Here is a 14,906-nt window from a genome sequence, read left to right as displayed (position 1 = left end):
CGGTTACGGATTTGTAGATCGGTTACAAAGATGTGGATGGTTACAAAGATGTGGATGGTTTACGAAATTGGCAGATGTGTCAAGGTCATCGCTGCTGTCGCAGTGGGATAGAGCTTCGTGTCGCCGACGGGGACGTCGGCGCTCCATAAAACAGCGCTCCATGAGATAGTCTGCTGATATGAAAGAGCTTATCAAAGCCACTAATTAGCTATGCAGGCGCTCCGCAGCATCGGCATGCTGCGCTACCTCTCTCCTTAGCATTACGGAGTCAATACGGACTTAGTCCGTAATGAGTCCGTATTGATTCCGTAATGCTAAGGGGGAAGGGTGTTTTTCCTATTTCTGCTGTTGCTCGGGCATGACGGTCAGGGCGGCGTGGATTTCTTCTTTGTTTTCAGCGGTGGTGAAACTATCGAGGATCTCCGGGTTCATGATCAGTTTGGAGATGTAGGACAGCGAGAAGAGATGCTGTTTGTCGTTGTGCAGCAGCAGCATAAAGAAGATGTTGACCGGCTTGTTGTCCGGAGCGTCAAAATCCACTGCTTCATCGGTTCTGCCGAAGAGGATGCTGGGGGTTTTGATCTTGGAGGGATGCAAATGACGCGGATGGAGGAGCGCGACTCCGTTGCCGATGGCGGTGGAGATCAATTCCTCGCGGGCGACGACTACTTCATAGAGCCAACGGGCATCGCGCACGAGCTTGAGATCTTTGGCTCTTTCGCTGAGGACGCGAATGGAATCGTATTTGTTATCGGCATGGAAATCGAGGAAGATATTCTCGGGGCGCATGTATTCTTCAAAGTGGCAGATCACGCGTTTGAGGGCAAGCATCTTTTCTTCGTTTTCGTTCAGGTTTTCCAACCATTCGTTGAGCGAATCTTCGTCAATTTTGGTGTTTTTGCCGACGAGTTTGCTTTCAAAGACGTTGGTATTGATCATCTCCTGGATCACCTTTTCGGAGACCTTGAGTTTCTTGGCTGCGTCCGCTTTGGAAAGGAACTTCTTCGCCATTCGATACCTCCATAAGCATCATGTTTTTATCTATTTTTCTTAAAGCCTTTCTCAGGTTTATCTTGACAAGGATACAGTCTTTTTTGAGCATGACATAATGGTCAAGAGAATTATTTATCTAATGATGGTGCTGATGGCACTCTCGGGATGCTCATACTCTGTGTATTCAAACGTTTACCCGCATTTGAAAAAAATTCGGGTGATGCCGTTTGAGAACCAAAGCGCGGAATTTGGCATCTCGGAAAAAGTGTATAATCAGCTCAGTGTGGCATTTCGCAACGACGGACGCCTGAAGGTGGTCAACCAGCAGCCGGACTGCCTGCTCGAGGGGGGAGTGATCTCTTTTGAAGAGCGGGTATATAGCTATGACGCCGCCAACAACGTTCAGGATTATCAGTTGCGTTTGACGCTCGCGATCAGTTTCACGGATCTGATCCGCAATGAAGTTATTTATGAAAACAAGAGCCTGACTTTGATGGAAGCCTACGCGGTTTCCACTGAGAGTACGGCAAAATCAAAAAGCAAAGAGGAAGCCATCGATGAGCTCATCAACAGTCTCTTCAAAACGGTCGTCCAAAACAGCCTCGAAAAGTGGTAATCCGCTGCGGATCAATCGCTTTCTGGCAGATGCGGGATTGGGCTCTCGCCGCAAGGTGGAAGAGCTGATCACCGGTGGAAAGATCATGCTCAACGGCGAGGTCTGCATGGATTTGAGCGCCGTCATAGATTCTGATAAAGACGAGGTCAGTTTTGAGGGAAAGCCGCTTTCCGCCAAAAAACAGATGATGTATCTGATCCTAAACAAACCTCGCGGCTATATCGTGAGTAGAGCAGACGAGCTCAAACGCAACACCGTCTATGAACTTTTGCCGGATAGCGCACGCAATCTCAGCTATGCGGGACGGCTGGATAAAAACTCCGAGGGCTTGCTGATGTTTACCAACGACGGAGACATGATCAACAAGCTCACGCATCCCAATTTCAAGGTGGAAAAGGTCTATCGGGTGGATATTGATCGCAAATTGAACCGCAGCCAACTCGATCAACTGCGCAAAGGCGTGGTGATCGAAGGTGGAATGACCCTGCCCGCGGGAGTCTTTGTCAAGACGGAAACGGATACTTCCATGACTCTCAAAATGGTCATCACCGAAGGTCGCAAACGCCAGATCCGGCAGATGATCGAAGCCGTCGGAGCCAAGGTTCGCTCTCTGCGCCGTCTGCAATTTGGTGCGCTCCGGCTCAAGGAATTACCTCTGGGAAACTGGCGTCCGCTCACTGAGCAAGAGATTCGCTATCTAAAACACACGCCGGATAAGGGAAGAAGCAAGAAATGAAAATAGCCTTGATCGGACTGCCCAAAAGCGGCAAAACCACGATATTCAACGCGCTCACGCGCTCATCCCATTCCACTGATAAATATGCCCCACCGGCGCATGAAGCAAACATAGGCGTCGTGCAAGTCATCGATGAACGCATCACCCGCCTCAGCGAGCTCTACAAACCCAGGAAAACTATCTATGCCAACATCGAATATCGGGATTTTCCCGGCATCTTTTCCGCTCACGAGGACAATCCGGACAACGCGCTCTTCTCCGATATCAAAGGCAACGACGGCTTTGTATTGGTTCTGAGGGATTTCATTGACGGCGAACTGGACGAGCTCTATGGCGCAGTCGATCCCCTCAAACAACTCTCCGCTTTTGAAGACGAGATGATCTTGAGCGACATGGTCGTGGCGGAAAAACGCATCGAGAAGATCGAACTGGGCTATAAACGCGGGGTGAAAACCTCCGCCATCCAGCAAGAGGAAAGGATCCTGCGTGCCGTCCTCGAACACCTCCAGGAAAACAAATCCATCCGCACGATGCACCTCAGCACAGATGAACTAAAGACCCTGCGCGGCTTTCAGTTCTTCAGTCAGAAACCGCTATTGATTCTGCTCAATTGCGGTGAGGACGATTTTTCCAAGCAGGGCGGATTGCTTGATCAGATCAGGGAAAGAGGTTTTTTGGCGGAAGCGATTGCCGGAAGATTTGAAGAGGAACTCAGCAAGCTTGAAGAAGAGGAAGCGGCGATGTTTATGGAGGACATGGGGATCCCGGAATCCGTGCGTGACCGCCTCACCCATCTCTGCTACAAGCTGATGGGCTATGTGAGTTTTTTCACCGTTGGTGAGGACGAAGTTCGCGCCTGGACAATCGAAAAAGGAGACAACGCGGTCACCGCCGCGGGCAAGATCCATTCCGATCTGGCACGTGGTTTCATCCGCGCCGAGTGTTTCAAGTATGAGGACATCATCCACCACGGCAGCGAAAAGGTTTTGAAGGAAAAAGGACTCTTCCGTCTGGAAGGCAAGGAATATTTCGTGCAGGACGGAGACATCATCTCGATCAGATTCAACGTTTAGCAGGTGAATATGGCAAAGACAAGCAAGAAAAAGATACCGGCATCAACACGCGTCAGGATCAAAGCCTGGCACAAACGCCTGATCAGCGGAGCGCTCACCGTTCTCAGCATCCTGATCATCCTTTCTTTGGCATTCGGTTTTGAATCCATCAAGACGGACGTCGGCAAATTGAGCGCGAACGGTGGCTTGCTAAGCTGGTTTTCCCAATCCGAAACCCCCACCTCCAATCCGGTTGGAGTGTTTGGCATCATGGTGGGCTATCTGTTTGTGTTTCTATTTGGTTACTGGATGTCTCTGGCTGGCTTTGCGATTGTTGGATTGGTCTCCCTGCAATATTTTTTGGAGCCGGAAGCGCCGCGCTCCAGGCAAAAAGGATACCTGCTTTTAATCGTGCTATTCCTCTTGCAAGTGCTTCTGGCGGGGGGGATGAAGAGCTATGATCACAGCATCATCCCGCTCTTTCTGTGGAAGATACTTTTTGCCGTGTTCAGAGGCACCGGCACGAACATAATCCTGATTTCCTCGATGCTGCTGGCGCTGGTTTTGATCTTTGAATATCGCCGCATCAAAAGCTGGGTTTTGCTCTTGTGGGAAGATCTCGCCCGCCGCGCGGAAATGCGTGAAAACGAGGAAAAATCGCCTCTTCCAACAATCAACAAAGATGAAATCAAAGGGATTCCGATCGATCCGGTGATCAATCCCCAGCCGCCTGCGCCAATCGTGCAAAGGCATGACGAATATGGGCGCGAGCCGATGGAAGAGCTTCTCCCCAAGAAGGATAAAGGCGAAACGAAAAAGCCCAAGCCCGCCCCCATCGATGAGGAAGACGATGATCGCGAATATGTGGTGCCCTCGATCAGCGACTTTCTCGAAAGCCCGGTCAAGCTTTCGGATCGTGATCGCAAAGAGATCGAAAACCAGATCCTCAGCACCAGCGATGTCCTCAAAAACAAGCTGGCGGAATTTGGCATCGAAGCGGAAGTGCGCAACGTCAATATCGGTCCCATCATCACGCAATATGAGCTCGAACCCGCCAAGGGCATCAAGGTAAGCAAGTTTTCCTCCCTCGCGGACGACCTTGCGCTTGCCATCAAAGCCAAATCCATCCGCGTGCAGGCTCCGATCCCGGGACGCGGTTTGATCGGCATCGAGATTCCCAATCTCACCCGGGATATGATCTATCTGCGCGATCTGCTGCTCTCCGAAGAAATGCGCAATTCCAAAGCCAAGCTGATGTTCGGGCTGGGTAAAGACATCTCCGGCAAACCGGTGGTGACCGATCTTGCCAAGATGCCGCATCTGCTCATCGCCGGTGCCACGGGCAGCGGTAAAAGCGTGTGCATCAACGCCATCATCATGAGTCTGATCATGCGGGTGAAACCTGATGACTTGCGCCTGATATTGATCGATCCCAAACGCGTCGAACTGGCGGGCTATAACGATCTGCCGCACTTGATCGGATCCGTCGTCACCGAACCGGACACCGCCTTGGAAACCATGTATTGGGCAGTCAAAGAGATGGAGCGGCGTTATGAACTCTTGCAGGAAGCACGCGTGCGTGATATCACCGGTTTCAATGAAAGAGCCGCGGAATCCGATGAGTTTGAAAAACTGCCCTACATCGTGATCATCGTGGATGAATTTGCCGATCTGATCATGACCAGCGGCAAGGATATCGAGCTTCCCATCACGCGTTTGGCACAAATGGCGCGCGCCGTCGGCATCCATCTTATCCTTGCCACTCAGCGTCCTTCGATCAAAGTCATCACCGGGATCATCAAGGCAAATTTCCCCGCGCGCATCGCTTTCCAGGTTTCTTCAAGAGTGGATTCGAGAGTGATCTTGGATATGATCGGCGCTGAACGTCTTTTGGGTAATGGCGACATGCTGTTCCTCCCGCCCGGCAAAGCGGTTTCGGAACGCATCCATGGCGCTTTTGTTTCCGATCACGAGATCGCCCGCACCTGCGATTTCCTCGGCATGCAACCCAAACCGAAACAGGACTTCAGTCTGCCGGTGAAGGAAGAGGGTGAATTTGGAGAATTTGACTATGATGACGAGCTTTTCCCGGAAGCGGCAAGATTGATCGTGAGCGCAAACACCGCCTCGGTTTCGATGCTGCAGCGGCATTTCAAGATCGGCTATGCCCGTGCCGGAAGATTGATCGATCTTCTTGAACGAGCGAGAGTGATCGGACCCCATTTGGGCAGCAAATCCCGCGATGTGCTTGCCAACCGTGAAGACCTCATCCACATGGGCATCATCCGCGGAGACAGATAATTTTAAGGATATATACAGTGAAAAGATACCTTATTCTATTGTTGCTCTGCTGTTTGGCTATCAGTCTCTCAGCCACCGGCAGCGCTGAAATCCATGCCAAGATGCAAGGCGCATACAAGAGCCTCAGCAGTTTTCAGGCAAACGTGAGCCAGACGAATTATTATCCCCAGTTGAAACGAAGTATCGTCTATGACGGAAGGATCTATTTCAGCCCCGGACGGATGCTGATGAGCTTTGACAAACCTCACACCCAGCTACTGAAGATCGAAAACAGCTGCGTGGAACTCTATGACGCGCAATCCAATACGCTCTTCAAAGCACAGATGCTGCCCCAGTTTGGCAAGATGAACCCGGTGGAGATTTTGCAGCTCTATTGGACGAAATCGACCGTCAAAATTATCAGGGAAAGTGGAGATATCGTGAGCGTGAAACTCATCCCCAAGGACGATCCGCTAATCATTTCACTAAATGCCTCCATCAACAAGAAAAGCGGTCTCGTGCAAAGTCTTTCCTATTCAGACAGCTCCGGAAACACCGTCACCTACGCTTTTTCCGGCATCAAGACCAATGCCGCGATCCCATCCGGGGTCTGGAGTTTCAGCTATCCCAAAGATGCCCAGATCATCGAACAATAGAGGATAAAGATATGATAGCATTGATCATGGCTGGCGGTGCCGGCACCCGTTTCTGGCCTCAAAGCAGAAACAGGCTGCCAAAGCAATTTCTGCGCGTGATGGGCGATAAATCCATGATACAGCTCACTTTGGCGCGTCTCACACCGCTGATTCCGGTTTCGAACATCTATGTTGTGACCGCCGCTTCGCAGGTTCCGCTGGTGCGCGAACACCTTCCGGAACTAAGCGAGGAAAACATCATCATCGAACCCTTTGGAATGAACACCGCGCCTTGCATAGCGTTGAGCGCGGCACATCTGATGAACAAATATCCCGCCTCAGAATGCATGGTTGTGCTGCCCGCGGATCACATCATTCGCGATACTCCGGCATTTCTGCAAAGCCTCGTTCTTGCGGAAAAAGTGGCGCGGGACGGATATCTCGTCACCTTTGGCATCATCCCCGAATATCCCGCTACCGGATATGGCTATATCGAAGCGGGAGAAGAGCTTGCACCTGGCGTGAGGACAGTTTCCCGCTTCAAGGAAAAGCCGGATTATATGACCGCCAACCATTTCCTCGCGAGCGGCAATTTCTACTGGAACAGCGGCATGTTTTGCTGGACGACGGATTCCATCGCCAAAGCCTTTGAAACACATCTGCCGGCGGCTTTGATCATCGCCAAAGATATCTGTAGATTACAGGAAAACGGCGCCACAGAAGCAGAAATCGCCACCACCTATGCCCAAATGCCAAAAACTCCCATCGACATCGCCATCATGGAGCCTGCACAGTCTCGCGCCATGATCCCCGTCAATTATGGCTGGAGCGACGTCGGAAGCTGGAAAGCGCTCTCTGATATCTCCCCCGTGGATGAAGAAGGAAACAGCTTTCTGGGTGAAGGACTGGCTCTCGATTCCAAAGATAACTATATCTATTCAAACAAGTTCGTCGCTCTCATCGGCGTGGAAAACCTCTGCCTGGTTGAAACCGAAGACGCCATCCTCATCAGCACGAAAGAGGATTCCGAAAAGGTAAAAAACATCGTGGACACACTCAAATTAAAGAACAAGGACAATCTCTTATGAAATACCTCATCGCCTTACTACTCATCACGTTAATCTCAGTCAGCGCCTTCGCAGCGATCGATACCGATGCCGAAATCTCGGGCTACCGCGGCGTGGTCGAAATGATCAAACACCGTCCTTTCCTCCGTCATCAGGAAGGCAGCCTACGCCTCCTTTTGGCGTCACAAAGCGTGTTAGACACTCTTGGACTCGCCATTTCAGCGGGAGATAGCCTGTATGTGGAAGGCATCGTCGAAGGGGATATCATCCTCGTCAGTCGCTTGTTCAACGATAAGGGACTCTATATCTTACGGGATTTCTACAGCGGCGAGGTGCGTCCGGAAGCATCGACATACCACGTGGACGCCAAAGGTTGCATCGGCTGCAAGCTATGTGTGGGAAACTGTCCCACTTCAGCGATAAAAATGGTCAAGGGCAAAGCCGTCATCGATCCCGCTCTGTGCATCGAATGCGGAATCTGCATCGAGGGCATCGGCAAGTTTCGCGGCTGTCCCGTCCGCGCTATTAAAAAGTAAAAGCGGAGGAAGACCATGGACATGAAGACCTTTGGTTATCTCTACTATAAGACAAGAGCTTATGATAAGGACGAGATACTCAAACAAGCGGAGATCAGCGCCGAGGAATATGACTTTTTGGAATCCAGCTTGCGCCAGGTGCTCTCCGAGATCGAATCCGAACGCCCCAAAGCGGCATCCATCGGCAACGACTTCGTTCGCCTCACCCGCTATCTCTTCGGCGAAAAAAGCGATCAGGAAAGCGGTATTGAGCGTCCGGACGCCCTCAAGGTAAAGAGCGGGGAGATCATTCAGTTGCCCGCGGTCGGCAAACTGGACATCCCGGATATGAGTCTGCGCCAAGCCATCGAACAGCGCCGCAGCTTGCGCAAATACGCATCCGTTCCCCTTTCCGCGGAAGAGCTATCCTTCGTCCTCTGGTCAAGCTGCTGGGCGCGGGATTTCCGCTCCAATGAACGGATGGAAATGACACTGCGCAACGTCCCCTCCGCCGGAGCGCGCCATCCCTTTGAGTGCCATGTTCTTGTGTCCGAAGTCACCGGCATCAAGGCAGGTCTTTACTATTATCATCCAGTCAAACACTGTTTGGTGTTGATGGACGATAAAACCGCCACCGCGGACGCCATCTTTGAAGCCTGTATGCGGCAGGAAATGGTCAAAACGGCACCCGTCACGCTCATCCTTTCCGCCGTTCCCTATCGCACAGTCTGGCGTTATGGACAGCGCGGCTACCGCTATCTATATCTGGACGCGGGACATGTGGGTCAAAACATCCATCTCGCAGCAGAGGCGATCGGAGGAGGAGCATGCATGATCGGAGCTTACCTCGATGAAGCGATGAACGAGTGTCTCGATATTGACGGCATCGAAGAATTTGTCATCTACATCGCCACCGTGGGAAAGAAAGCGCTCTGACCGCTCCTATTCCCCATAATCCTCTAAAAACGGGCTATCTCCCGCCATACAGCCATTTATGGCTGATGCGCCACTTTATCCTCGCTTTGCTCTTTCTCCAAAATAAGAGCGGGGAGTGCCATTAATCCGTCATTAAATCCTTCGCTTTGCAATTTTTTTGTATAATTGGCTTCATTTTTACATGCAAGATGTGGGAGCCGATATAATTAAGAGATATCCGGCTAAACAGTTCTTTAATCAAGTGTTGGCGCCACGGCGCTTATTTTGAGGCTAAACCTCAAGCCCTGATGCGTTAACGTTTCTATAATCATTACAAAAACCAAGGAGACCACATGAAGAATGCACTAATCGTTGTGATTCTGACAATGCTTTGCTCGCTAAGCTTTGCTGCGATGTCGGAATACTCGTTCCAGCAAACTACTTCCACCTATACGGAAATTACGAATCCCACGCAGATTCACGGACCAGGCGTCGATGATTCCATGTCCCCCGTGATCAACATCGGATTCGATTTTATGTATGATGAGATCATTTACTCCACATTCAGGGCGAATACAAACGGATTCATCACCCTGAATCCTACTTCCACCGCCTCGTTATCCAATTTGCTCGCCACCCAGACCCTGATCATGGGCGGGCTTTGGGACGACCTGATGACCAATACCGACGGAAACGTTTCCTCTGAACTGAGCGGCACGTCTCCCAATCAGGTGCTGACCATTCAGTTTAAAAACATAAAGTGGTATTATAGTGTTGCTCCGGTGAACCTGATCAATTTCCAGATCAAGCTCTTTCAGGGCACAAACAAGATCGAATTTGTCTATGGAACGATGGGGGACGCACCCGGCACCTCCGCCACTGCCTCCATCGGACTCTCCGGAGCGGTCGCAGGTAACTATCTGAGCATCACTCCCGCTTCCCCCACCGCGACATATTCTTCAACCGTGGCATTCGCCGGGATCAATGGCACCCACGTTCCTTTTCTCACCGGAAACAAGTATGTGTTCACGCCTCCCGTGCCGGCGCAGAATGACCTCGCCGCCACCGCTATCAACGGAAATACGACTCCCTCCGTGGGCAACCCCACAAACTATACCGTAACCGTCTATAATCGCGGTTCAAACCAGCAAAACACCTATACCGTCCAACTGATCAATGCCGCCAACACCGTGCTTGCCAGCACCCCCGGCACAACCATTGCCGCCGGGCAGACCCTCCAGATCCAGGTTTCCTGGACCCCAACGGTGGAGGGACCCGCTGCCCTTCGCGGCAAAGTAATTCTCGCCGGTGATGAAAATCCTGCAAACGACATCACCGCGCCCTTGAATATCTCGGTCATGCCTCCCGGAGTCATAGTTGTGACGGTCGGCGCCGGAGATCAGACCGCCCTTATGCCGATTGATATGTACTATCGCAACAGTTTGAACCAGACTCTCTATTTCCCCACCGAGCTCGGCTTGTATGGAAACATCACCGCTATCACGCTCTACAATTTCTTCCTCACGAACTTGCCGAACAAACCCACCAAAATCTGGATGGGCACCACCCCTCAAACCGATCTGTCCGCCGGGTGGATTTCCTCCACTCAGATGACGCTTGTCTTTGACGGTAATGTGAACTATCCCAGCGGCAACAATGAAGTCCTGATTCCGTTGCAGACCATCTTCCCCTTCACCGGTGGAAACCTTGTCGTGATGTTTAATCGCCCCATGGATGCAGGCTATTTCAGCTCTTCGGATCTGTTCAGAGCCCAGACCGTCGGCACCAACCGCGCCCGCAATGTCCAGTCCGATACTGTCGTCTATGATCCCGCCAATCCCGGAGCTGTGGGAACGATCACCGGTCAATTTGCCAAAACGAGCTTCCACATGACCCCGCTTGGCAACGATCCGATGTTTAGCGTGACTCCCGCGAGCAAGGATTATGGCACTGTCCTCATGGATACCACCCACAACCAGACCTTCACGGTGATGAACGTGGGCGGAGGCACCTTGACGATCAACAGCATCTCGATCGCCGGCTCGCCTTTCTTCACCCTGCAAAACCTGCCAACTTTGCCTGCCAGCCTGGCCACCGGCCAAAGCATCACTTTCGTGGGCAGATACAATCCCACAACCGCAGGAGCGCACACCGGTACGATCACGATCACGGACAACCTGCGCCTTCCCCGCACTGTGGCGTTGACCGGCAACTGCATTGACACCACTGTCAACACTCTGCCTTATGTGCAGCTTTTTGATGGAGTGACGGCACCGGCTCTGCCACTGGACTGGTCGGCTTTGATCTCTCCCGGTGGGACATCCCCTGCCGTCGTAACCATCGCCAGCGCACCCTACAGCGCGCCAAACTGTGTGCGCATCTATAACGGCAGCCCCGTCAGCCCAAACACTATTCTGGTCGGCCCGCCTCTGGCTCAGACAATACCTGTAAACACCACCAGGATGAAACTTTGGGTCAAAGGCGTGGCAGCTACATATACTTTATCGATCGGGGTGATGACCGATCCCCTGAACGCCGCCACCTTCACTCAAATCCAGAGCGTCACGACTCCCACTGTCTGGACGGAATACATTACTCCCTTGAACGGCTACACTGGAACCGGCAGATACATCGCGATCAAACACGGCAACATAGCCGCAGGTCAGACGATTTATGTGGACAATGTTACCATCGAATTGATCGCCGCCAACGATCTTGGTGTTTCTGCATTGACCGGAAACATGACTCCCACTGTCGGAGTGCCCTCCACTTATACTGCAAGCGTCCTGAACTGGGGCACAAATCCTCAATCCACATATACCGTGAAGCTATTCAATTCCACCGGCACAGAGCTTGCCACAGCAGACGGCACTGCAATCAACCCAGGCCAGACGGTGCAGATCCCGATTCAGTGGACCCCCGCCGCTGCCGTAGCCATGGTTATTTATGCCAGGGTCTTCCTGGTTGGCGACCAGAACACTGCCAACGATCAAAGCCAGAACCTGAGCATCCTCGTCAACCCCGCCGGAGTCTTTTCTTTCACCATCGGCACCGGAACCCAAACCGCCCGCATGCCGATTGATATGTTCTATCGCAACAGCTTGTATCAGACCCTCTATTACCCAGCCGAGATGGGAAATTTCATGGGTCAGATCACTGGAATCCAGATATATAACAACTTCCTGACCAACCTGCCGAACAAGCCCACCAAGGTTTGGATCGGAACCACCACCCAAGCCAATCTTTCCGCCGGCTTTATTCCATCCACTCAGCTCACCTTGGTTTTCGACGGAAACATCAATTACCCCAGCGGACAAAACACCATCACCATCCCCTTCATCCAACCCTATTTGTATTTGAACGGGGAAAACCTGGTGATGCTGTTTAACCGCCCCATGGACGCTGGATACTTTAGTTCATCGGATTTATTCAAGAGCCAGACCGTGGGCACCAACCGCGCCCGCAACATCTTTTCCGATACTGTCGTCTATGATCCCGCCAATCCTGGAACAGTCGGAGCCGTCACCGGTATATTCCCGATGACCACTTTCATGGTCATCCCCGGTGGAGTGGGACACGTAAACGGAACAGTACTTGGAGCCGGTGACCAACCCCTCGCGGGAGTCGCCGTATCGATCACTCAAACCGGAGCGACCGCCACCACCAACGCCGCCGGACAGTATCAATTCCAAAACGTCCTGCCCGGAAACTATACCATCAGTTTCAGTAAATACGGCTATGTCACTCTCACCCAAAACTTCGTGTTGGAAGAGGATGAAACCGAGATTATCAACGTGACCATGCAACCGATGGCATCTGTTTCTGTGCAAGGCATGATCCTCGCCAGCGATACCGGAGCGGGGCTTCCCGGAGCCGCCATCTATTTGGTAGGTTATGCCAACTACACGGCAAATTCCACTGCCACCGGCGCCTTCACCATCCCGAACGTCTATGCCAACCAGGCGTATGCATACACCATCCTTTGCCCTGGCTACACAAGCGCCACCGGCACTATCAACGTCGGCGCCACCAACCACACAATGGGCAGCATTACTCTCAACGAAGTGGCATACGCACCTCATACCGTCCTTGCCGCGATCAATGACATCAACACCCTGGTCAACGTCACCTGGCAGCAACCGGATCCCAATGCCATCGAAGTGACCGAAAGTTTCGAAAGCGCAACCTTCCCGCCCACGGATTGGACACGCACCATAACCAACACCGGGCCTATAAATGCTTCCGGAGTATTCCCCAGTTGGTGCAGGTTCGGCGCCATCACCGTGAGCGGACAACCCGCCAACCCCACCGACGGAACCCATCAAGCAGGTTTGTGGTGGAGCTATGATCATCAGGACGAATGGTTGATCACGCCAGCCTTCAATTGCCCGCCCTCGGCATATCTGAGGTTCGATTCCTATGTCTTCCTCGGTTCCACAAACGGTGATCATTACTATGTGAAGGTCTCCGCGGACAATGGAAGCACTTGGACACCCCTTTGGGATGCCAGCACCCAGACCGGAGGTTGGAACTACTATGCCTCTCCCATCTCCATCGGTTTAGCTGCCTATGGCGGACAGCAGATCAAGATCGCTTTCCACGCCGAAGACCCGCCTGCCAATGATGGTCTCTGGTATGTTTGGTTCATGGATAATATCTACATCGGCAATGCTGTGACCGGCATCCGTTTCCGCGCTGAAGAACTTGTTTCACACTCCGCCTCCGGCACAGGCCAACTCAGCTCTCCGATCGCCACCACCAATCCTTCCCGCAGAATGGAAATAGGCGGTGTGCGCAGCGAACCCAGATTGCCGCTTGCCAACGAAGTGAGATATGCTCAATCCCCAAGCCGCGTTCTTACCGGATATAAGGTCTGGCGTCTGCTGGCGACCCATGAAACCAATGAAGCCAGTTGGACACTGCTCACTCCTCAATTGATCACAGCGCTGAACCTTGCCGATAGCGGTTGGCTGACCCTGCCAAACGGCACCTACCGCTGGGCGGTGAAAGCGGTCTATACCGCTGGAGTCACCTCTGTCCCCTCATTCTCAAATGTCCTGATCAAGGATATGATCACCGGGATGATCTCAGGCGTAGTACGTCGTCAAAACAACTCGCCGATTGTCGGCGCTACCGTCACCGCAAGCGGATTCACAGCCACCACAAACAACGCCGGTGCCTACACGATAGTCATCCCGATTGGAACTCACAACGTCACCGCCTCCGCCACTGGCTTCGTGTCGCATACGATTGAAAACGTGGTGGTCACCGCCAATCAGACTACTACCGTCAATTTCATCCTCATCGCCGGCTCCTCAAACGAGGATGACATCGTCCCCGTGACGGCAACCGCGCTAAACGGCAACTTCCCCAATCCCTTCAATCCCGAAACCACGATCAGCTATGCGGTCAAAGACCCCTCAGCCGTTTCCATCGGGATCTATAACGTCAAAGGTCAGCTGGTGCGCACCCTGGTGAACAGAGAGCACAACAGCGGACGCTATAGCGTAGTATTCAATGGAAAGGACGATGCGGGCAAAAACATTGCCAGCGGCATCTATTTCTATCGGATGACGGCTGGGAGCTTCGTCTCCACCCAAAAGATGATCCTCATGCAGTAATATATCCTGCCTGAAAAGATAATACAAGCCCCGGACATTGTGCCCGGGGCTTTTTTTGGGGTGGAATATGGAATTACCGACGTCCCCGTCGGTTCATGCGCAGCAGCCACTGATGGGGTTGTGGCGTTGGAACCGACGGGGACGTCGGTAATTCCATATCGCGTACCGTCCTCCGGACTGCTCAAGGTTGAACCTCATCTCATCACTCATCTCTTCCAGCTTATCGCCTCCGCAGCATCGGCATGCTGCGCTACATTCCCCCTTAGCATTACGGAGTCAATACGGACTTAGTCCGTAATGAGTCCGTATTGATTCCGTAATGCAAAGGGGGAAGATGTCCCGTCCTAAAAAAGTTGACACCAAATCAACTTCTAAGGAGAAGAGAAAATGAAAGAAAAGAAGCCCGTAAATCGTTATAGCATGGCTTTTAAGATGCGTGTTATTGAGGATGTCGAAAACGGTCTGATTTGCGCCGA

At 52.2% G+C, this 14,906-nt stretch carries 10 protein-coding genes; 9 read left to right on the top strand and 1 reads right to left on the bottom strand.

Annotation, left to right across the window (positions count from 1 at the left end; all coding sequences use genetic code 11):
- Nucleotides 1-336 precede the first annotated feature (336 nt).
- Complete coding sequence (locus Q8M98_08060; protein ID MDP3114715.1) at nucleotides 337-1,011, bottom strand: PTS sugar transporter subunit IIA; 675 nt, start codon at nucleotides 1,009-1,011, stop codon at nucleotides 337-339.
- A gap of 202 nt (nucleotides 1,012-1,213) precedes the next feature.
- Here Q8M98_08060 and Q8M98_08055 point away from each other — a divergent pair, with 202 nt between their 5' ends.
- The 9 genes from Q8M98_08055 to Q8M98_08015 all read left to right on the top strand — a co-directional run bounded on the left by Q8M98_08055 (nucleotide 1,214) and on the right by Q8M98_08015 (nucleotide 14,430).
- On the top strand, nucleotides 1,214-1,609 hold the full coding sequence (locus Q8M98_08055; protein MDP3114714.1) for an LptE family protein: 396 nt from the start codon (nucleotides 1,214-1,216) through the stop codon (nucleotides 1,607-1,609).
- Entirely contained in the window at nucleotides 1,551-2,345 is a 795-nt protein-coding gene (locus Q8M98_08050; GenBank protein ID MDP3114713.1) for a pseudouridine synthase, read from the top strand. The genes Q8M98_08055 and Q8M98_08050 overlap by 59 nt, the downstream gene beginning before the upstream one ends.
- Entirely contained in the window at nucleotides 2,342-3,418 is a 1,077-nt protein-coding gene (locus tag Q8M98_08045) for a DUF933 domain-containing protein (protein MDP3114712.1), read from the top strand. The genes Q8M98_08050 and Q8M98_08045 overlap by 4 nt, the downstream gene beginning before the upstream one ends.
- A 9-nt stretch (nucleotides 3,419-3,427) precedes the next feature.
- Nucleotides 3,428-5,698 (top strand): DNA translocase FtsK, encoded by a 2,271-nt coding sequence (locus Q8M98_08040; GenBank protein MDP3114711.1) that lies wholly within the window; start codon nucleotides 3,428-3,430, stop codon nucleotides 5,696-5,698.
- A 17-nt stretch (nucleotides 5,699-5,715) separates the two neighbouring features.
- Nucleotides 5,716-6,333 (top strand): outer membrane lipoprotein carrier protein LolA, encoded by a 618-nt coding sequence (locus Q8M98_08035; protein ID MDP3114710.1) that lies wholly within the window; start codon nucleotides 5,716-5,718, stop codon nucleotides 6,331-6,333.
- Between the two features lie 11 nt (nucleotides 6,334-6,344).
- A complete protein-coding gene (locus Q8M98_08030) occupies nucleotides 6,345-7,400 on the top strand; it encodes a mannose-1-phosphate guanylyltransferase (protein ID MDP3114709.1) in 1,056 nt (351 codons plus the stop codon).
- Entirely contained in the window at nucleotides 7,397-7,915 is a 519-nt protein-coding gene (locus tag Q8M98_08025) for a 4Fe-4S binding protein (protein MDP3114708.1), read from the top strand. Before Q8M98_08030 ends, Q8M98_08025 begins: the two co-directional genes overlap by 4 nt.
- 21 nt (nucleotides 7,916-7,936) lie before the next feature.
- Nucleotides 7,937-8,830 (top strand): SagB/ThcOx family dehydrogenase, encoded by an 894-nt coding sequence (locus Q8M98_08020; protein MDP3114707.1) that lies wholly within the window; start codon nucleotides 7,937-7,939, stop codon nucleotides 8,828-8,830.
- Nucleotides 8,831-9,162: 332 nt separating this feature from the next.
- Nucleotides 9,163-14,430 carry a carboxypeptidase regulatory-like domain-containing protein gene (locus Q8M98_08015; protein ID MDP3114706.1) on the top strand — a complete coding sequence of 1,756 codons (5,268 nt, stop codon included), beginning with the start codon at nucleotides 9,163-9,165 and terminating at the stop codon, nucleotides 14,428-14,430.
- Nucleotides 14,431-14,906: the final 476 nt, after the last annotated feature.

It is taken from the genome of Candidatus Cloacimonadaceae bacterium (assembly GCA_030693415.1).
Taxonomy (GTDB): Bacteria; Cloacimonadota; Cloacimonadia; order Cloacimonadales; family Cloacimonadaceae; genus JAUYAR01.
Note: the sequence above shows the minus strand (reverse complement) of the source record. Positions and strands in the feature narration are given on the sequence as shown.

Excerpts from the sequence above, each read along its gene's own strand:
- Q8M98_08060 (MDP3114715.1), bottom strand. The coding sequence starts at position 1,011 with ATGGCGAAGAAGTTCCTTTCCAAAGCGGACGCAGCCAAGAAACTCAAG.
- Q8M98_08055 (MDP3114714.1), top strand. The coding sequence starts at position 1,214 with ATGCCGTTTGAGAACCAAAGCGCGGAATTTGGCATCTCGGAAAAAGTG.
- Q8M98_08050 (MDP3114713.1), top strand. The coding sequence starts at position 1,551 with ATGAGCTCATCAACAGTCTCTTCAAAACGGTCGTCCAAAACAGCCTCG.
- Q8M98_08045 (MDP3114712.1), top strand. The coding sequence starts at position 2,342 with ATGAAAATAGCCTTGATCGGACTGCCCAAAAGCGGCAAAACCACGATA.
- Q8M98_08040 (MDP3114711.1), top strand. The coding sequence starts at position 3,428 with ATGGCAAAGACAAGCAAGAAAAAGATACCGGCATCAACACGCGTCAGG.
- Q8M98_08030 (MDP3114709.1), top strand. The coding sequence starts at position 6,345 with ATGATAGCATTGATCATGGCTGGCGGTGCCGGCACCCGTTTCTGGCCT.
- Q8M98_08025 (MDP3114708.1), top strand. The coding sequence starts at position 7,397 with ATGAAATACCTCATCGCCTTACTACTCATCACGTTAATCTCAGTCAGC.
- Q8M98_08020 (MDP3114707.1), top strand. The coding sequence starts at position 7,937 with ATGAAGACCTTTGGTTATCTCTACTATAAGACAAGAGCTTATGATAAG.
- Q8M98_08015 (MDP3114706.1), top strand. The coding sequence starts at position 9,163 with ATGAAGAATGCACTAATCGTTGTGATTCTGACAATGCTTTGCTCGCTA.